Source organism: Lysinibacillus sp. CTST325, from assembly GCF_054665055.1.
Map to the genome: position 1 here is coordinate 104696 of NZ_BAAFHO010000008.1, position 17574 is coordinate 122269.

General features: G+C 34.8%; 20 protein-coding genes. 9 read left to right on the forward strand and 11 right to left on the reverse strand.

Features of this window, described 5'->3' with window-relative positions; all coding sequences use genetic code 11:
- Positions 1–415 precede the first annotated feature (415 nt).
- Entirely contained in the window at positions 416–637 is a 222-nt protein-coding gene (locus tag ACYQ73_RS17760) for a TM2 domain-containing protein (protein ID WP_142509672.1), read from the forward strand.
- A gap of 104 nt (positions 638–741) precedes the next feature.
- On the opposite strand, the gene ACYQ73_RS17765 is transcribed toward ACYQ73_RS17760, so the two are convergent.
- Positions 742–1023 (reverse strand): zinc ribbon domain-containing protein, encoded by a 282-nt coding sequence (locus tag ACYQ73_RS17765; protein WP_460013788.1) that lies wholly within the window; start codon positions 1021–1023, stop codon positions 742–744.
- 370 nt (positions 1024–1393) lie between these two features.
- Here ACYQ73_RS17765 and ACYQ73_RS17770 point away from each other — a divergent pair, with 370 nt between their 5' ends.
- Positions 1394–1636 (forward strand): DUF3923 family protein, encoded by a 243-nt coding sequence (locus tag ACYQ73_RS17770; protein ID WP_460013721.1) that lies wholly within the window; start codon positions 1394–1396, stop codon positions 1634–1636.
- Positions 1637–1854: 218 nt separating this feature from the next.
- Here the strand turns inward: ACYQ73_RS17770 and ACYQ73_RS17775 are convergent, their stop codons facing one another.
- Entirely contained in the window at positions 1855–3036 is a 1182-nt protein-coding gene (locus tag ACYQ73_RS17775; RefSeq protein WP_460013722.1) for a NupC/NupG family nucleoside CNT transporter, read from the reverse strand.
- 388 nt (positions 3037–3424) lie between these two features.
- Positions 3425–4006: a tetratricopeptide repeat protein gene (locus tag ACYQ73_RS17780; protein ID WP_460013723.1), complete on the reverse strand. Its 582-nt coding sequence runs from the start codon at positions 4004–4006 to the stop codon at positions 3425–3427.
- Between the two features lie 369 nt (positions 4007–4375).
- On the opposite strand from ACYQ73_RS17780, the gene ACYQ73_RS17785 reads away from it, so the two are divergent.
- Positions 4376–5506, forward strand: coding sequence for a CamS family sex pheromone protein (locus ACYQ73_RS17785; protein ID WP_460013724.1), 1131 nt, complete (start codon positions 4376–4378; stop codon positions 5504–5506).
- Positions 5507–5576: 70 nt separating this feature from the next.
- On the opposite strand, the gene ACYQ73_RS17790 is transcribed toward ACYQ73_RS17785, so the two are convergent.
- Positions 5577–5699, reverse strand: coding sequence for a hypothetical protein (locus ACYQ73_RS17790; protein ID WP_460013725.1), 123 nt, complete (start codon positions 5697–5699; stop codon positions 5577–5579).
- 100 nt (positions 5700–5799) lie between these two features.
- On the opposite strand from ACYQ73_RS17790, the gene ACYQ73_RS17795 reads away from it, so the two are divergent.
- The gene (locus tag ACYQ73_RS17795; protein ID WP_460013726.1) at positions 5800–6255 is read left to right on the forward strand and encodes a hypothetical protein; all 456 of its coding nucleotides are present in this window, start codon (positions 5800–5802) and stop codon (positions 6253–6255) included.
- Positions 6256–6421: 166 nt separating this feature from the next.
- On the opposite strand, the gene ACYQ73_RS17800 is transcribed toward ACYQ73_RS17795, so the two are convergent.
- The 4 genes from ACYQ73_RS17800 to ACYQ73_RS17815 all read right to left on the reverse strand — a co-directional run bounded on the left by ACYQ73_RS17800 (position 6422) and on the right by ACYQ73_RS17815 (position 9353).
- Positions 6422–6835 carry a VOC family protein gene (locus ACYQ73_RS17800; RefSeq protein WP_460013727.1) on the reverse strand — a complete coding sequence of 138 codons (414 nt, stop codon included), beginning with the start codon at positions 6833–6835 and terminating at the stop codon, positions 6422–6424.
- 186 nt (positions 6836–7021) lie between these two features.
- Positions 7022–7660, reverse strand: a complete 639-nt coding sequence (locus ACYQ73_RS17805; RefSeq protein ID WP_460013728.1) for a 3-oxoacid CoA-transferase subunit B — start codon at positions 7658–7660, stop codon at positions 7022–7024.
- Entirely contained in the window at positions 7660–8367 is a 708-nt protein-coding gene (locus tag ACYQ73_RS17810; RefSeq protein WP_460013729.1) for a CoA transferase subunit A, read from the reverse strand. Before ACYQ73_RS17810 ends, ACYQ73_RS17805 begins: the two co-directional genes overlap by 1 nt.
- 107 nt (positions 8368–8474) lie before the next feature.
- Positions 8475–9353: a LysR family transcriptional regulator gene (locus tag ACYQ73_RS17815; RefSeq protein WP_460013730.1), complete on the reverse strand. Its 879-nt coding sequence runs from the start codon at positions 9351–9353 to the stop codon at positions 8475–8477.
- A 295-nt stretch (positions 9354–9648) separates the two neighbouring features.
- On the opposite strand from ACYQ73_RS17815, the gene ACYQ73_RS17820 reads away from it, so the two are divergent.
- A complete protein-coding gene (locus tag ACYQ73_RS17820; protein WP_460013731.1) occupies positions 9649–10962 on the forward strand; it encodes a short-chain fatty acid transporter in 1314 nt (437 codons plus the stop codon).
- A gap of 485 nt (positions 10963–11447) precedes the next feature.
- Entirely contained in the window at positions 11448–11936 is a 489-nt protein-coding gene (locus ACYQ73_RS17825) for a magnesium transporter (RefSeq protein ID WP_460013732.1), read from the forward strand.
- A 179-nt stretch (positions 11937–12115) separates the two neighbouring features.
- Here ACYQ73_RS17825 and ACYQ73_RS17830 read toward each other — a convergent pair whose 3' ends face one another.
- Positions 12116–12727 (reverse strand): LysE family translocator, encoded by a 612-nt coding sequence (locus ACYQ73_RS17830; RefSeq protein ID WP_460013789.1) that lies wholly within the window; start codon positions 12725–12727, stop codon positions 12116–12118.
- 201 nt (positions 12728–12928) lie between these two features.
- Here ACYQ73_RS17830 and ACYQ73_RS17835 point away from each other — a divergent pair, with 201 nt between their 5' ends.
- A complete protein-coding gene (locus ACYQ73_RS17835; RefSeq protein ID WP_400941800.1) occupies positions 12929–13354 on the forward strand; it encodes an SRPBCC family protein in 426 nt (141 codons plus the stop codon).
- The gene (locus tag ACYQ73_RS17840; RefSeq protein WP_460013733.1) at positions 13351–13668 is read left to right on the forward strand and encodes an ArsR/SmtB family transcription factor; all 318 of its coding nucleotides are present in this window, start codon (positions 13351–13353) and stop codon (positions 13666–13668) included. Before ACYQ73_RS17835 ends, ACYQ73_RS17840 begins: the two co-directional genes overlap by 4 nt.
- Positions 13669–13794: 126 nt before the next feature.
- Here ACYQ73_RS17840 and ACYQ73_RS17845 read toward each other — a convergent pair whose 3' ends face one another.
- Together ACYQ73_RS17845 and ACYQ73_RS17850 are read right to left on the reverse strand one after the other, a co-directional pair.
- Positions 13795–14574: a YqhG family protein gene (locus tag ACYQ73_RS17845; RefSeq protein ID WP_460013734.1), complete on the reverse strand. Its 780-nt coding sequence runs from the start codon at positions 14572–14574 to the stop codon at positions 13795–13797.
- A 17-nt stretch (positions 14575–14591) separates the two neighbouring features.
- Positions 14592–16106 (reverse strand): DEAD/DEAH box helicase, encoded by a 1515-nt coding sequence (locus ACYQ73_RS17850; protein ID WP_460013735.1) that lies wholly within the window; start codon positions 16104–16106, stop codon positions 14592–14594.
- 557 nt (positions 16107–16663) lie between these two features.
- Between ACYQ73_RS17850 and ACYQ73_RS17855 the strand changes: the two genes are divergently transcribed.
- The gene (locus ACYQ73_RS17855) at positions 16664–17488 is read left to right on the forward strand and encodes a methyl-accepting chemotaxis protein (protein ID WP_460013736.1); all 825 of its coding nucleotides are present in this window, start codon (positions 16664–16666) and stop codon (positions 17486–17488) included.
- Positions 17489–17574 lie beyond the last annotated feature (86 nt).

Below are 17574 nucleotides of genomic sequence, written 5' to 3' on the forward strand. Positions count from 1 at the left end.
TCCACTAGTGAACTCTTCCATATACTTAATTGCTGCTTTAGCTAATACTTCACCGATTGGTTCACGAGTAGCAAAAGGACTTGTTTTTCTTCTTGATTCATAGTTCCCATCCCATCATCTTTTTTCTCTTTCATTTGATACTACCACCCTTTATATAATTTTCTGTTCTTTATATTAATGATTGTAATTTTAAGAGGCTTGGGTATCTGGGTATTAATCATTTTTTTATTATTTTTATCGGCAAATTCACCGATAAAAAAGGTTATACAATCTACCTAATAAACAGCAATGAATAATACAATGGTTAACTATGGTTGGCACTTATTTCAAGTAGAGAAAACCGTAAAAGAATGATAGACTTTTGAATGGTAATGTAGTTAATTATTACTACATAAAAGAAAGGTGATTGATAAAAATGCAACAACAAACTTCTGAAAAAAACTATATAGTAATGATTTTACTATGTTTCTTTTTAGGTGGCCTAGGAATACACCGCTTCTACGTAGGTAAAATTGGTACTGGTATTTTAATGATTATAACTTTGGGTGGACTTGGTATCTGGTCATTGATCGATTTAATTATGATTATTGTGGGCAAATTCAAAGATAAAGAAGGAAAAGAAATAAAACCTTCTTAACAATAACGGAAAGGCGTTGGCTAACTGCGGTTAGCTGGCGCTTTTTTGAATGGAGAAATGTTGTGCATGGAATACTTCTTCCGTTTTAACACGGCTAGCATATCTCAGCTTGTTCCTCTTGGTGTTTCTGTACTTTTTTTAATGATTTCTTCGATGTCGTCCATAGTGTTACGGGCTGCATTTAAATCTGCGTTAACTTCGTGTTTGCAGTTGATACATATGAATTGTTCTTGAGTTGATCGATACACTTCTTTCCTCACTTTGTTGTGAACGAATCCGCAATGATTACAACGTTGAGAAGTATAAGCGGGTTCGACTTTTATGACTGTAATTCCGTGCTCTGTTGCTCCGTTCGTACAACTAGAAGTATGAATAACTTTTCCCAGGACAAATCACTCTCCATTATTGGAGGGTGATTTTTTTTATCAAAATGAGCTAATATTGGTTGTCTGTTTTTTGTTCATTTAATTTGTCATTTGCTTTTGTTCATTATTAGGGATTCAGTCTTAAGGCTGATAAGTAGTACCGCCTAAAGTTTGTTTCCAGTAAAAAGGAAAAGTGTTACAATTAAAAAACATTAATCGGAGCATTAAGATTCATCAATCGAGATGACATTTATTAAGAGCGTATCGATTTAGAATAATTAATGATCTTCATTCTGGCTGCTCGACTCCTTCGTACTAATATCCTGTTTTTCTCAAAAGCTAAGTTATGGCGGTAAACAAAATACAAGAAAGAAGGTGGTTATTTTTGAGCATGAAAATATGGTGGGCTTTAAATATTGTATGGCTATTCATTTTTGCTGCTGGGGCCATATTTATTGGAGTAAGAGAAGTTGATTATACAGGGGTAGTTCAAACTCCGGAAGTTAGAATGATCTCATTCATTATTTTGGGTATTGTATTTTTATTTGTTGTACTATTTCAACTAATGCTACTCATCTTTATTCATTTTGTTAGAAAAGGTCAAACTAATACTTCAACAAAAAGACTATCTTAATCAAGGTGGTCTTTTTCGCTTTTTTAGTCATTTAAAAAAAGTAGCTTTTTTATATGTACTAATGTAAAAGTATCTGTGTACTATCTAACTCCCCTTCTATTCTTCTTCAACTAAACTGTACCGTTAGCCATCTATGAAGTGTAAAAACCACGCATTTTAGTCATAAAAAAACTGCACTCCATTAGATAGAGTGCAGTCAACTGCTTCTTTTTTATAAATTAAATAACCAAACCAACAATTGTAGCTGTTAAAATACTAACAAGTGTTGCTCCGTACAACAACTTTAAACCAAAACGAGCAACTACATCTCCTTGCCTTTCATTCAAACCTTTTACTGCTCCGGCAATAATACCGATCGATGAAAAGTTTGCAAAGGATACAACAAATACAGAAATGATAGCCAGTGTATGTGCACTCATAGATTTAGCTACTTCTCCAAGGCTTACCATTGCAACAAATTCATTCGTTACTAATTTGGTTGCCATAATTCCTCCGGCAGAAACAGCATCTGCCCATGGTACACCCATTAGGAAAGCTATTGGCGCAAAGATATAACCTAAAATGTCTTGGAAGGATATACCGAAAATCATATCAAATACTGAATTGATTAAATCCATTAATGCTACGAAACCGATCAGCATAGCTCCAACAATGACGGCTACTTTAAATCCATCCATGATATATTCTCCAAGCATTTGAAAGAAAGTTTGCTTATTTTCATCTTCAATCGCTAAGATATCTTCACTTTCTTCTACGCTATACGGATTAATGATTGAAGCAATAATAAATCCACCAAACAAGTTCAAGACAATCGCCGTTACAACATATTTTGGTTCAATCATCGTCATATATGCTCCAACAACTGACATCGAAACGGTCGACATTGCTGATGCGCATAATGTATACATTCGCTGAGGAGTAATCTTATCTAATTGTTTTTTTACAGTAATAAATACTTCGGATTGACCTACCATTGCAGAAGCAACAGCATTATAGGATTCCAATTTCCCCATGCCACTTACTTTACTTAAAAATAAACCTATCCATTTCATGATGAAAGGAAGAATTTTGAAATGTTGTAATATCCCTATCAATACAGATATAAAAATAATTGGTAATAACACATTTAGGAAGAAGGAATACTCTCCTTTATTCGCTAAACCACCAAAAACAAAAGTCACGCCCGTACTTGCGTAAGACAATAAATGATCAAATACATTTGTAAATCCTTTGATTAGAACATAACCAAACTTCGTATTTAGCAGTAATGCTGCAAATATAAACTGAATGATTAACATAATAATTATGTTTTTATATTTTATTTCTTTTTTGTTTTTACTCATTAACAGAGCTAAACCAAAAACAAGTAGCAATCCACAAATGGATATTAAGTATCTCATGAGTTCCTCCTTAAATAATATTGATAATTTTTGCGCGTTCGATATCCGAAACTACAAATCCTTCTGTCACTCATTATGTTCCATTATTGAAACTTGAATAACAGCTATAGATCTTAAAACTGAAATATGTGGATAGTCAGACGTCAGACAAATCACTTCACTATACATTGTTTTCACTAGCAATTCAATAGTTACAAGAAAAAAACTCTGCGAAAAGTGTATCCGCTTACAAAATTATCGTTTATAAAAAAAGACCATCTGTATGATGGTCTTTGCTTGCTACAAGTTTTTGTAAACATTTTACTGATATAAATGAACTTATAGGGATAAATTGTCGCCCATAAATCCGTCAATTTATTTTACATAAAAACGCGTGATCTTTTTACGGCTATTCAGTAAAGTATTTAGCATTCCGTATCTTTATAAAATTCAGTGCTTGTTGGGTAGATTCAATAAGTGATACATCACCTTTAATTTCCCTTAACTTTAATGCTTCATTAAAGCATTTCTCCGCCTCAGCAATTTCCCCTATTTCTAACAAACACTTTCCTTTATGTTGTATGACAAAGTCCATATATAACAAATTATTATTTGCCTTACATTTAACTAAAACTTCATTGAAGATCCCTAATGCTTTCATTGGATTACCGTTATATTTTATTGCCTCTCCAAGACGGATTAATGATACGATTTCACGATTACTGTTGTTCTGATTGCTAGCAATAGTTTCAGTTAAAATGTTAACGGCTTTTTGTGGTTCCCCGTAAATTCTATATAAATTCCCCAGCGTTCCCATTAGAAAATATTTCTCATCTTCATTCGTACTATTCGCCAGTAAATCTTCAGCAATGTCTATCATTTCTTTTAATCTAAAAGGATTAAAAGTTTTTTCGCGAAGATACTCATTGCTATCAAAATAAATTATTTCGTTTATTGTCAAAAGACAGTTTTTAAACTCCGGAAAATTCATTTTATCAATGCCTCCAATAGTTTTTTAATAATTAATAAAAAAATAAAGCGATGATGTAAGTCGGATTTAGATTTTATGACGTACAAAATAGATATCAATTTTTTTATTATATACTTTTACCAGAATCAAACTTAAAATGTAAATATAAAGTTATATTACCAATTGTTACAGATGTGATCCTGGAGCGAAGTGGCTCATCGGACGCGCCCGGTGGAACGAAATCAACTCCACGTTATTGTGATGAACTCATTTTTATAGGAATACTTTGAAGATTTATCGGAACAACTTCAGTTTTAATTAGCCAAACTGAAGTTAGCATAACTTTTGATACGCGATTAATTACATAAGAATCAGTAAGGAGTATTTTAAATGAAAATAAAGAAGAGTATGTTGTTTTTTATATCACCACTATTTCTTTTAGCTTCTTGTAGTGATGATGATCAAGTTATTAAAAATGATGAGAAAATGTATGTATCATCCATTCAACAAAAGGAAATATATGAAATTAAACAACCTGCAAAATCTAATGTTTCAAGAGGGTTGATACTTAGTAATATGAACAATTCATTAAACGTCAGTGAAATTGAAAAAGGATTAATGGATTTATCAGTCAATTACTTTCCTACAAAGAAGTTTTATATGCAGGAAGGTCAATATTTAGATGGTAAAACTATAAATAAATGGTTAGATAGAAAATCAAAAGAAGGTTTTGGTTTAAACCCAGCTATTGAAAAAAGTACTGGCGATGTTTTAGAGGATGAAAAAAATAATCCTAAAATATTATCTCATGTCTTAGAACAAAATTTTGTTAACAAAGAAAATGGAAAAGTAGAAGGAATGTCTTTAGCCATATCCTTAAATGAATTTTATGACATTAGAGTACATGATGATAAAGGCTTAACTTATACAGATCAAGTTAAAGTCGATACAAACGAAGATGAGGTTAATGACGTAGAAAAATACGGTAAGAAAATAGCCGGAACTATAATAAAAAACATAAGAAACAATAACAAAATACCCAATGTCCCTATTTATTTAACTTTATATCAAGAATCCAATAAAAACGATATAATTCCAGGAATATTTTTAGCTCAAACATTTATTCCTGAAGGAGAGGATAAAATAGACAATTGGGATGGTATAGATATAAAAAATTATACATTCCCTTCAGATTCACTTTATAGTTTAGACAAAGAAACTTATAGTAAATTATTAATTTTCAAAGAAGATATCCAGGAAGGCTTTAAACATATAAATCCTAAAATAGTTGGTAAACTTCGATATGAAAACGGGAAATTAACCGAATTAAAAATAGAAGTTAATTCGCCTTTAATAAATGATACTGAATTGATAGGTCTTTTACAGTTGATTAGTACTAAATTGAATACTATTTTATTTGATTATATTCCTATTTCTATTCGTATTATAGATCAAAACCAAGATGTCGGGATTGTCCTCTGGGACCCAACTGAAAAACAGATTTATGCAGCTCCATTATAATTTAACTTCTTTCAGCGGATGTCACGGAAATCGGAAAGAAGTTCATAAAGGATGTTAGCCGTTATTGCATTCATGCGATAACGGCTAACTGACCTGCATTGGTAAAAACGCCACGTCCTGTGGCATTACCGAAATGACCGACATCGTGTCGGCCCTCCTGCAGGCCTGAGCACAAAGCCGATTTCGGACGCAATTATGCCGGGGCATAATTGATTTTTTTATTACCTTCCTTCTTTTTGTATAATTCACCTCCATTTTGCGCATATATGGTAGTAACAAGGGAGGTTATTACATTGAAGAAGTTATTTTATATGTTTTTACTAGCCACACTACTATTATCCGCTTGCGGGAAAAATACCGCTCCAAAGGAAGTTGCAGTCGATAAAAATACTTCCGTTGAAGATATAGTAGGAGCTATCGTTAAAAACAAATTCACTGTTGAAGAAAAAAATGGTATCGTATCAATCTCTATACAGGATACTGATGTGAAAAAAGGTATGAAAAATCAAATGTTGAAAGATTCCACTAAAATATTTGCAGAGCTGTCTAAGCTTCAAAGTGTTAAAACTCCAGCTATTAGTTGGTATGCCCCATTAACAGGATCGAATGGGGACAAATCTATGACTGAGCTTTTAAATATTTACTTTAGTGAAGAAGATTTTAAAAAGGCTAATTGGACAAACTATACTCAGTTAGATATCGAATCCATTGCTACTCATTATCACCAAAGTGCTTCTTTAGGGCAATAGAATATTCCAACAACAGGATACCCCTCCGCGTATAACGAAGGGGTATCTTTTTTCTATTTACTAATTGCTTCGGACAATTTTTTTGCCAGATACCTTTTCCATCTTTCGATATTAAAGTATACCGCAATCATATACCAAGCAGGGTATAAAATGTAAGCTTACCGATTTAAATACCCTCTGTGTTCATCAATACGAGACGCCAGCCATCGGGATCTTCAATTGTGACACCTTTTTCAGCCCAATATGAATTTTCTGGCTCCACTTCAGGGTAGCCCATTTGCAATAAGCGTTCAGCAATAAGCTGTATAGTTGAACGCTTTGGAATATACAACACGAGCAAATTATCCTTTGTTGGTGCTAGGCAAGGACTTCCTTCAATATGCTCTATAAATTCTAAATGATAGCTAGCATTCGGAAGACCAATCATGATACCAGTGTAGCCTCGGTGTCCTGAAAAAGAGCCGATTTTTTCTAACCCTACGCCTTCACAATAAAATTCTTCAATTTCCTTTAATTTATCAGTTGGCCGTGCAACGCGTACCTGCGCTACCTGTAATTCATCTGACCATTGTTGTCTCATAGTTATTTTTCTCCTTTTCTATCATTGTATAATTGCAAAATAGAGTTAGAGAACAGCCAATAGTCTGAAAAATAACAATCAACCTTCATGCTCTTCAGAAATACCCGCGAAGAGACAATATTGCTCATGTGGTTGACTCTTCTAATGAAAAATAACCAGCCCTATCAAAGTACTGGTTACATTTAATCACTTTAAGGCGACACTAAAAGAAGCAGCTGTCTTCTCTTTTACTTCCTCTAAAGTAACACCCTCTGCTAATTCTATAAGCTGCATCCCTTCATCGGTAAAATCGAAAACAGCCAAATCTGTAATTAATCTATGCACAACGCCCTTCCCTGTTAACGGTAGCTCACATTGTTTTTTTATTTTTGACTCACCGTTTTTATTGACATGCTCCATCACGATAACTACTCTTTTTGCCCCGACTACAAGGTCCATGGCGCCTCCCATACCTTTTACCATTTTCCCCGGGATCATCCAGTTCGCAAGGTCACCCGTTTCAGATACTTCCATGCCACCTAAAATAGCAAGATCAATATGACCGCCACGAATCATGGCAAATGATTCGGCACTATCGAAGAAGGAAGCGCCGGGAACAGCTGTTACCGTTTCTTTACCTGCATTAATTAAATCAGGATCGACTGCGTCTTCTACTGGGTATGGACCAATGCCAAGAAGTCCGTTTTCTGATTGTAAAAGAACGTCATAATCAGACGGAATTGCATTGGCCACTAGTGTTGGGATACCAATACCTAAATTGACGTTCATGCCGTTTTGTATTTCTTTTACTGCTCTATTTACGATTCTTTGTCTTGTATCAGCCATCACGCATCCCCCTTTTTCACCGTCAAACGCTCGATACGCTTCTCATAATTGCCACCTAGTAAAACGCGTTGCACGAACACTCCTGGAGTATGAATATGATCTGGATCTAACTCTCCTACTTCAACAATTTCCTCTACTTCTGCAATCGTAATTTTTCCTGCCATTGCAGCTAGAGGATTAAAGTTACGCGAGGTTTTTCTGAAAACTAAATTTCCTAGCTTGTCTGCCTTCCATGCTTTGACAAGGGCAAAATCTGCAACAATACCTTTTTCTAAAATATATTCCTTGTCATCAAAAACCTTTACTTCTTTTCCCTCAGCAATGGGTGTTCCAACCCCAGTAGCTGTGTAAAAGCCCGGAATACCAGCTCCGCCAGCTCGCATACGCTCTGCCAACGTACCTTGTGGTGTCAATTCTACTTCAAGCTCCCCGCTTAAAAACTGCTGCTCAAAAATTTTATTTTCACCTACATAGGATGCAATCATTTTTTTGATTTGTTTATTTGCTAATAAAAGCCCTAAACCCCAATCATCCACACCACAGTTATTGCTTACAACTGTTAAGTCCTTTGTTTCCCTTTGGACTAGTGCCGCAATTGATTTTTCAGGGATACCACATAGCCCGAAGCCCCCTACAGCTAATGTATCTCCATCTTTAATATCAGCGACGGCATCCTCAAACGAATTCCACACTTTCCCCTTCCCCATATCGAAACCCCCTAAAATTGCTCAGTTATTAAGAAAAATTCTACCTCAATACTATTTTATAAGTAAAGGAATTAATTAGAATACTATTTATTCTAAAAGTGCATAAATCAATTTTCAGAACGTATTGTATTGAGTAGCTGCTTTAAGGCAAAAGATTGATATGTATTCTTCTTCGTAATAACACCTAAACGCCACGGCATGTCAAAATTAAGTAACGGAATAATTTTGACATTTTTATTCGTCTGCTTTGCGGCTATTGAATATGGTAAAAGTGTCACCCCTAAATTCGAGGATACTAGCTCTACTATTAAATCCCATTGCGAGCTTTTATAGCCGATTATTGGTGTAAATCCTGCGCTTTTACATGATTTAATAACATAATCATGTAGTGTGAATTCCTCTGTGAAGATAATGAATGATTCATTTTTTAAATCTTGTAATTGAATATGTTCTTGCTGAGCCAATGGATGGGACTCATTAATAAAGACAAAAAATTGGTCTTCCACAAATGATTGGACGGTAAATTTCCTTTCATCTGTAGGTATGACAATAATCCCCATATCAACATCGCCATTTTCAACTAATGTTCCGATCATTTTAGCACCACGTTCCACAAGCTCTAAATGCACCTTTGGATATTGCTTATGAAACTTTCGCGCGATTTCAGGGAAAAATAGTGTGCCAATTAACGGCGGTATCCCTAATTTAATCGTACCTGTTTCGATGTTCGATAAATCATCCAATAATATATGTAAATCGTGTACAGAACGTATTATTTTTTGTCCTTGTTTATAGACGATACTACCAGCGTCTGTTAACTCTATATTGCGTGTAGATCGGTTTAATAACTCTACATGAAGGGCATTCTCCAACTTTCTAATGCTTTTGCTTAATGAAGGTTGTGATACAAAGGATTCATTAGCTGCCTTTGTAAAGCTCCCATGTTCAACAACAGTCATAAATGCTTTTAAATCTCGCAACTCCATAACATAACCCCATTTATTCTAATTTGTTATAAAAAATATTCCAAAAACCCCTATTTAGTAATAAATTCTCCTCATTTTCTACTAATCCTTCTTCTTAAAAATAAGTAGATAAATACAATAGCAATAAGCATTTGTTATGATTTCAATAGTATTTAATTAGGCAATAACAACCATGATTTTATTTCTACATTACGTTCCGTTTGTTGTTCTTAATACCATTTTTATCTTCCTTAATTCATTTTTCTATGTACAATTAGCAATAAGGGATGGCAGAAAAGGAAGGGGGATTTCTAACATGAAAGCGTTAACAAGGATTTCAAATGCTATTATGGAAAAATATTTACCTGATCCATACATTTTTGTCACTATCCTCACTGTATTAACGTTATTATTAGGGGTTGTATTAACAGATTCTTCTCCGCTCGATATGGTGATCTATTGGGGAGATGGTTTTTGGAAACTATTAGAATTTACAATGCAAATGGTGATTGTCTTGGCTGCAGGTCACATTTTAGCCAATAGTCCTGTCTTTAAAAAAGGATTAGCGACAATTGCAAGTAAAATAAAAACACCCGGCATGGCAATTATCATTATTACATTCGTATCACTAATAGCTTGCTGGATTAACTGGGGATTCGGACTTGTCATTGGTGCCCTCTTTGCAAAAGAAATTGCTCGTCATGTTAAAAAGGTAGATTATCGTTTATTAATTGCTAGTGCCTACTCAGGCTTTGTAATTTGGCATGGCGGATTAGCTGGCTCAATTCCATTATCCATTGCGACTGAAGGTCATAAGTTTGCTGACATTATGGGTATCATACCAACAAATGTTACCCTTTTTTCAACATATAACTTATTTATAGTCATTGTTATCGTCTTCACTTTACCGTTGTTTAATCGTTGGATGATGCCAAAGGGAGAAGATACGGTTGAGGTTGACCCTGCTTTATTAGTTGAAGAAAAAACAGAGTTACCTAAACCTGAAAACAACTTTGCTAGCCGCTCTGAACGTAGTTATATTTTAACGACTTTAATTGCTATTATCGGACTTGTTTATTTAGTTCATCATTTTATGACGAAAGGCTTTGTTCTTGATTTAAATGTGATTAATACGATTTTTATTGTGCTAGGGATCATTTTCCACGGGACACCGCAGCGTTTCCTTGCTGCTGCACAAGATGCCATTAAAACAACTACAGGCATCGTTTTTCAATTCCCGTTTTATGCAGGGATCATGGGCATGATGACCGCTTCTGGTTTAGCTGCCGTATTCTCAAAATGGTTCGTTAATATTTCCAATGAACATACATTTTATTTGTTTACATTTTTCTCAGCGGGACTTGTTAACTTCTTTATACCGTCAGGCGGTGGACAATGGGCGGTACAAGCTCCTATTATGCTAGATGCTGCAACCACTTTAGGTGCTGACTACGCTAAAACTGCTATGGCTATCGCGTGGGGTGATGCTTGGACGAATATGATTCAACCGTTCTGGGCACTGCCAGCCCTTGCAATCGCTGGCTTAAAGGCTAGGGATATAATGGGCTTCTGTTTATTCGTTTTAATCTTTACGGGCATTATTATTAGCATTGGCCTCCTTTTCTTCTAACTAAATATAGAGGTATAAACTTCACGGGATGTATATCCGTGAAGTTTTTTTACTTACCCTTAGAGCGTAATAGACTTAAGGGTTTAATTTAGCCGTAAAAAAAACCCGTCTTAGTGTAACGGGTTCTGTTTTCGAGTACAAAACTTAAAAAACACTATAAAAAGGATAACAAATCGAAATGGTTTGGATATCCTTTTTTTATTGACATAAAGCGGCTTTTTACAATTTTCATACGAATTGGTATATCAAATCTCATTAATAAAGTTATATTATAGAAAGTTCTATAACGATGTGAATATATACATAATCTTTTTTCCGCTCGAATTAGTTAACGTGTTAATTTAAATGGCAAGAAACTATATTCAACCCCCATGAAAGAACTTAATCATCTTTCATTTTCTGTGGTGAAGTGCTAATTTTTGCGCTACATGGGTGGCTAACGGTGCAGGATAATTTAAAAAGGATTAAATTTAGGAGGTGGTTAAATGAGTTTTTATTCATTTATAGCAACAAATTATGAAATGCCAGAAGTAGAAACAAAAGCGAGGTATATTACTGTTAAGGAAGCTATTGAATTGAAAATAAAACCACATGAGTTGGTACCTTGGGAGAAAATGGACCCTAATGCCCAAATATTATTTGTTGAAAATGAAGATGACTTAAATGAATTGGTCATTAAAAAGGACGCTTACTATGATGTAAGTGGATATACAAGTTATCCATTCATTTATGAAGTGAATTTTATCTATTCGGAATTGAGGGCAAAGCAATTACTGGAGTACCTAAAAGAAAATATTAGAGAAGGACAGATATTAGAACTATGGAGAGTATGGATTGGTCATGACGATAATGAAATAAATATACCGTATATTAGATGTTATTATAAAGAATTATCTCTAAATCATCTAGTACAAATGTACAATTGGAACCATGAAAAATATAAAGAACAGTATTGTATAGTATTAGAAAGATAAAAATATAAATAATTCTTATTGAACTAATGGATGGCTTTAGGTAAATTTTGATTCACGAAATATCAAACCAAGTTGTACAAAAAGGTACTGCGAATTGTAGTACCTTTTTGTATACAAATTAATTGACTTTTTAACCTGTGATTTTGCTCTTTTTGTACTTCAAAACAGAACCGTTAGTCTTAGTGGGCCTTCTCTAATGCCAATTTAATGCCAAAGCCAATTAACACTGCACCTGTCAATCCTTCGATGACAGCCTTCGTTGTTGGCTTTTTCATAAATGCGCTAATTTTATCCAATAAGTAAACATAGAACACAAACCAAAATCCTGTTAATGCCGTATATATAAGTCCCATTATAAGAAACGGCATAAATGTACCGCTTTTGCCATCTACAAACTGCGGTAAAAATGTTAGAAAAAATACAGCCACCTTTGGGTTTGTAACGTTCGTTAAGAAGCCTTGTTTAAAGCATGATTGCTCTGAATATTTGTGATCAATTTGGGTTTCGTCTTGTACAACTGGAGGCTGTGTACGTATTGCTCGTAATGCCCATAAGGTTTTGACACCTAAATAGCATAAATAGAGCGCGCCGACGTATTTTAAAATGGTAAATACATATGCTGACTTTACAATAATCGCGGAAAGTCCAATAACTGCTGCAAACGTATGGATCAATAATCCACAGCACGAACCGATTAAAGTCTGTAAACCTCCCTTTCTACTTACGGTAAGTGTATTTTTTGTTGCAATCGCGGTATCCGGGCCAGGCAAAATAATTAATAAAATGCACATTAATAAAAAAACAGATATGTTCACCACTTTAACGACCTCCTTTTAGTCGGAAAATTATAAAAATAATTTTAACATAAGTGAGGCTACTCAAAAAGATATGGTGAAAATTTATCCAATGTATTTATCATTGACATACAACCTTAAGGTGTTATATATTCATAACACCTTAAGGTTATATTTTTGTGAAGGAGTTCATTTTAAATGACTGAAAAACTAGAGAATATTGTTAAAACGGTTACACTCAATGCACCGATTGAAAAAGTATGGGAAACTGTAACGGACGCTGAAAAGATTGCTTCTTGGCTTATGCCAAATGATTTTAAGCCAGTTGAAGGTCATGAATTCACAATACAATCACCGTTTGGTCCTTCACCATGTCGAGTAGAACAAGTAGATGCTCCACATTTTGTTCGTTTTGCATGGGATACAGATGGATGGTTTGTTACTTTTGAACTGAAAGAAATTGGTGAGCAAACTGAATTCACGTTAACACATGGTGGCTGGAAAGAAGCTTCACATATCATTCCTAAAGCCAACATGCCTGCTGAAGCCATTCGTACAACAATGGAGGGCGGCTGGACAATGCTTGTCGGCAAAAAATTAAAAGAAGTTGTGGAATCACAATGACACAACATGCTGTAAAGTATGATGTTTTTCAAGCAATCGCTGATCCAACAAGACGTCATGTCCTACAGCTACTTGCCGCAAGTGATAAACCGATCTCACTGATTTCTGAGAATTTTTCTATAAGCCGAACTGCTGTTGTAAAGCATTTGAAAATTTTAGAACAGGCTGAGCTAGTGTCTGCTCAGAAAAAGGGACGAGAAAAAATATACACATTACATGCCGAAAAACTAAAAGAAATTGAAGACTGGCTACAATACTTTGATTTATTTTGGGATAATAAACTGGCACAATTACAAAGTATTTTTGAAGAATAATCAATAATGCCTCGGCATTATTGTAGCTGTCGCTTCGCTTTCGCACAGATAAACAATGCGTCCCGAATCGGCTAAATAAAGTTAAAATGGCAAGGAGCTGTCCCTACTATTAGGACAGCTCCTCGTTTAATATAGATAAAATAATCCACCATTAATGATTTCTATTTTAATTTTTGTATTGTATTGTTCCTCTAATGCCTTCTTTTCAATGTCATAGCATTCTGGCTTATCTTCTTCTTCCTCATAAAAATAATCAAGTACTCGCTGATCATGCTGCCATCGTTTTTTTGCCTCAGCAGCCCATGAATGATCATCTTGTTCAATAATCTTTTCAATAGTAGCATGTAATCTTTCGAGTGCTCTAAGAGGCTTAATGATATATTGTACGTGAAAAGCATTGTCTGCTGGAACAGTATCAAATTCAGATGTGCATATTGTCTCTTGAAAATCCTCTTTTATGATCCCGGTAAGCAAGTTTATGCCAAATGAATAAAGTGTTTCTTTCGTTCGATCGCAGCAATACGACACTTTAAAATTTACACCAAGCCAAGGAGTTAGGATAACTTGCCCTATGTCATTATCCACCTTTTCAAAAAGCTGAACATAAGCTCCTAGCTCCCTTGTTGCTTGAAAAAGCTGGTTCATTCTCGGAGAACCAAAATGAATAGCTTCGCCATAAAGGCCCCCAGCTGATGTTGTTTGATTTGTAATGAAAGTTACTTGAGCTGGATTTGCCTCACTGTTTGTAGCTTCGACGTATTGCCAATAAAAAGGGCGATTCATTATTCTTTTATCAATATCAACGGTTAATTGTACAGTAAGATAATGCTGGTCTTCTCCTAATATAGGGCAATCATTTTCATTAAAAAATTGGCGTAAATAACTATGAACTTGCTGTGGATACATGGTCCTTCTCCCTCACACTATACAGATTCTTTAAAGTTAGATAGAATCGCATCTAAATCGCCTACTACCTTTTCGAACACATCAATTTTCGTATGAAGTAATGCTAATATGTTCTCTTCAATCGTATTGGCAATAGCCAGATTATAAATATGAACATCATGCTCTTGCCCTAATCGATGTACACGCCCAATTCGTTGCTCTAGCTTCATAGGGTTCCAGGGCAAATCATAGTTAATGACATGATGGCAAAATTGAAGGTTAATCCCCTCACCACCTGCCTCTGTCGCGATTAGAACCTGTGCCCTTTCCTTAAAAAGATGCTTCATATAATCACGTTTACTTTTATTATATTTACCGTTGAATAAGACACTCGTTATACCGTTAGAATGTAAATACCATTGCAAGTATATTTGAGTAGCTCTATACTCTGTAAAAATAATCACTTTATCCTTAGCCTGTTCGACTATTTCAAGCGTCTTTTTTGCCTTTGAATTTACTTCTAAGGCCATTAATTTTGCTAGTATTTCTTCAATTTCTTGTGGTTGCGCATTGTCTTCAAGCATTTTAGTTAATGTTAAACCTGTTGCTTCCTTGCTACTACACATTTCCTTCTGCAATGTAATCATTGAAAATGAGGCTGTATTTTGAAGCGTTCCGAGCAGATTATAAACTTCCTCTTCTTCCTTTGTGAATTGAATTGGAATAATTTGAACACGGCGGTTTGTCCATTCAATACCCGTGTCCTCTCTCCTATTCCTCACCATCACCTGATTCACTAATTCTTTTAAATAATCATCATGCTCTAAATCATGCTTACTTGCCGAGAATGCAGATTGAAATGTATCATAATTGCCAAGATGACCAGGCTTAAGTAAAGAAATAAGATAATATAATTCAAAGACATCGTTTTGAATCGGTGTAGCCGTTAATAATAAACAAAACTTTTTCTTTAAGCTTTGTACAAATTCATAAATTTGTGTTTTATGATTTTTTAATTTATGAGCCTCGTCGATAATTATCATGTCGTAATCTTGCTCATAAATGCGCTCTTTGTGAGGACTCTTCTTTGCCGTATCCATACTCATGATAAGGACATCATGACGCTCAATCTGAACATTTTTCTTATAAGCTACTGCCGGAATGTGGAACTTTATATTTAATTCTTCAACCCACTGATTAATAAGAGATGCTGGAGCTAATATTAATGCTTTTTTAACGAGGCCCCGAATCAAATATTCCTTTAAAACTAAACCTGCTTCAATTGTTTTACCAAGACCTACTTCATCAGCTAAAATCGCTTTACCGTTCATACGTTCAATGACTGTCTCTGCTGCTTCCAACTGGTGCTTAAGCGGCTTTAAATTTGGTAAATACTTCGTCGCCTGTAAACCTGTGAAATCAGGAATTAACTTCATTTTCACAATGTCATAATTCATCTTGTACAATGTCCAGCTATCCCATTTTTCAAGTTCATTCAGTTTATTGATAAAGCCTTCTTCCCATTCGGACGACCTTTCTATTTTCATGATCATCACCTCATACCATTATTTCTAATGTTTAGGTTGTCCAAAAAAGAAAAAGCTATGTTAAGGTTTTGCGAAAGAATCACTAAAAAGTAAACTATGCTCCGGCAAAGCGAGTAGTTGATTTCCGTTCTGGCTGGGCGCTTTGTTGTTGCTGTCGCATAGATAAAACAATTGCTGCCGCTTCGCTTTCGCACAGAGCTCAACTTATTCACATTACTTACATTTCAAAATGACACTTCAACCTCTCTGTGATAAACTTTCTCTTTTTTAAATACGGCTAAAGAAAAAAATCCATACTATCTAATACCTTATTATTTTCTGCAACGTTTTATGGCATATACACCATGATTACCGCGCATGCAAAATTCGTAACTATACAAATCCAATCCCTGTTTATAAATTAAATATAGGATTTTGCAAATTTAAAAGGATAATGGTATTAAGATAGTCTTTTTATTCTCTTCCGTTTTTCATACAATTAAAGAAGTATTACTATAGCGTTTTTCAGAAGAGCAAGATTATGCCCCAATTTAACAGGGCTTACATATACCGAGGAGGTTACTATGAATATTCTGGAAGCATTATCAATGTCAATGCCTTACATTCATTTAGCTATGAAGGGCGAGGCCATGATTGGATTAGTCGATAAAGAGAGTGAGAGTATTATTGCATATTTACCTGGGAAACGGATAGATTCTGGTTATAAAATTGGACAAAAAATTCTCCCAGGTGATGTAATTTTACATCTCCCACTTAAAGGAAAAAGTACCGATGAACCTGTATCAAAAGAGTATTACGGTGTGGATTTTAACGCATTTTCTTTTCCTGTTCGTGAAAATGGGCATGTCGTTGGCGCGCTAGCCTTTGGATTACCTATTGACCATTCTCTCCAAATGGAGAAATATATTGTTACTATGAATGATATTATTCAAAACCTACAGGATAAAGTACATACAATTGCCTCTCATTCGGAGGAGCTAGCTGCAACTAGTGAGGAAATTAATAAACAGACACAATTTGCTTTAGAGGATGCTGAAAAAACAAATGGTATTACGGATTTGATAAAAAATATTTCTCGTCAAACCAATTTACTCGGATTAAATGCATCGATTGAGGCAGCACGTGCAGGTCAGCACGGTGCCGGATTTAATATAGTTGCACAAGAAGTTCGCAAGCTTTCTACTGAAACAACTACTGCTACTGATAACATTGAATCCTCACTTCGAAGCATCAATCATAATCTTGAAAATTTAAAGCAAAACATGACTCAAATTAATGGAGCCACAAACGAACAGGCACAACTTGTTCAGGACTTTAGTGAAATCATTGATGAGCTTAATACGCTTAGTATGGAAATGAAAGGTTTTATGTCTAACGCAATGAAATAAAGGCATATATCAACGGAAAAATCCGCCTCGCTTTCTGTGGTCAATCAAGAACCACATAAGTCTGCGCGGATTTTTTTCTTTTGGTC

What these genes read in the sequence shown, in the direction of transcription:
- ACYQ73_RS17760 (WP_142509672.1), top strand. Translation starts at nt 416, where the DNA reads ATGCAACAACAAACTTCTGAAAAAAACTATATAGTAATGATTTTACTA.
- ACYQ73_RS17770 (WP_460013721.1), top strand. Translation starts at nt 1,394, where the DNA reads ATGAAAATATGGTGGGCTTTAAATATTGTATGGCTATTCATTTTTGCT.
- ACYQ73_RS17775 (WP_460013722.1), bottom strand. Translation starts at nt 3,036, where the DNA reads ATGAGATACTTAATATCCATTTGTGGATTGCTACTTGTTTTTGGTTTA.
- ACYQ73_RS17780 (WP_460013723.1), bottom strand. Translation starts at nt 4,006, where the DNA reads ATGAATTTTCCGGAGTTTAAAAACTGTCTTTTGACAATAAACGAAATA.
- ACYQ73_RS17785 (WP_460013724.1), top strand. Translation starts at nt 4,376, where the DNA reads ATGAAAATAAAGAAGAGTATGTTGTTTTTTATATCACCACTATTTCTT.
- ACYQ73_RS17800 (WP_460013727.1), bottom strand. Translation starts at nt 6,835, where the DNA reads ATGAGACAACAATGGTCAGATGAATTACAGGTAGCGCAGGTACGCGTT.
- ACYQ73_RS17805 (WP_460013728.1), bottom strand. Translation starts at nt 7,660, where the DNA reads ATGGCTGATACAAGACAAAGAATCGTAAATAGAGCAGTAAAAGAAATA.
- ACYQ73_RS17810 (WP_460013729.1), bottom strand. Translation starts at nt 8,367, where the DNA reads ATGGGGAAGGGGAAAGTGTGGAATTCGTTTGAGGATGCCGTCGCTGAT.
- ACYQ73_RS17815 (WP_460013730.1), bottom strand. Translation starts at nt 9,353, where the DNA reads ATGGAGTTGCGAGATTTAAAAGCATTTATGACTGTTGTTGAACATGGG.
- ACYQ73_RS17820 (WP_460013731.1), top strand. Translation starts at nt 9,649, where the DNA reads ATGAAAGCGTTAACAAGGATTTCAAATGCTATTATGGAAAAATATTTA.
- ACYQ73_RS17825 (WP_460013732.1), top strand. Translation starts at nt 11,448, where the DNA reads ATGAGTTTTTATTCATTTATAGCAACAAATTATGAAATGCCAGAAGTA.
- ACYQ73_RS17830 (WP_460013789.1), bottom strand. Translation starts at nt 12,727, where the DNA reads ATGTGCATTTTATTAATTATTTTGCCTGGCCCGGATACCGCGATTGCA.
- ACYQ73_RS17835 (WP_400941800.1), top strand. Translation starts at nt 12,929, where the DNA reads ATGACTGAAAAACTAGAGAATATTGTTAAAACGGTTACACTCAATGCA.
- ACYQ73_RS17840 (WP_460013733.1), top strand. Translation starts at nt 13,351, where the DNA reads ATGACACAACATGCTGTAAAGTATGATGTTTTTCAAGCAATCGCTGAT.
- ACYQ73_RS17845 (WP_460013734.1), bottom strand. Translation starts at nt 14,574, where the DNA reads ATGTATCCACAGCAAGTTCATAGTTATTTACGCCAATTTTTTAATGAA.
- ACYQ73_RS17850 (WP_460013735.1), bottom strand. Translation starts at nt 16,106, where the DNA reads ATGATCATGAAAATAGAAAGGTCGTCCGAATGGGAAGAAGGCTTTATC.
- ACYQ73_RS17855 (WP_460013736.1), top strand. Translation starts at nt 16,664, where the DNA reads ATGAATATTCTGGAAGCATTATCAATGTCAATGCCTTACATTCATTTA.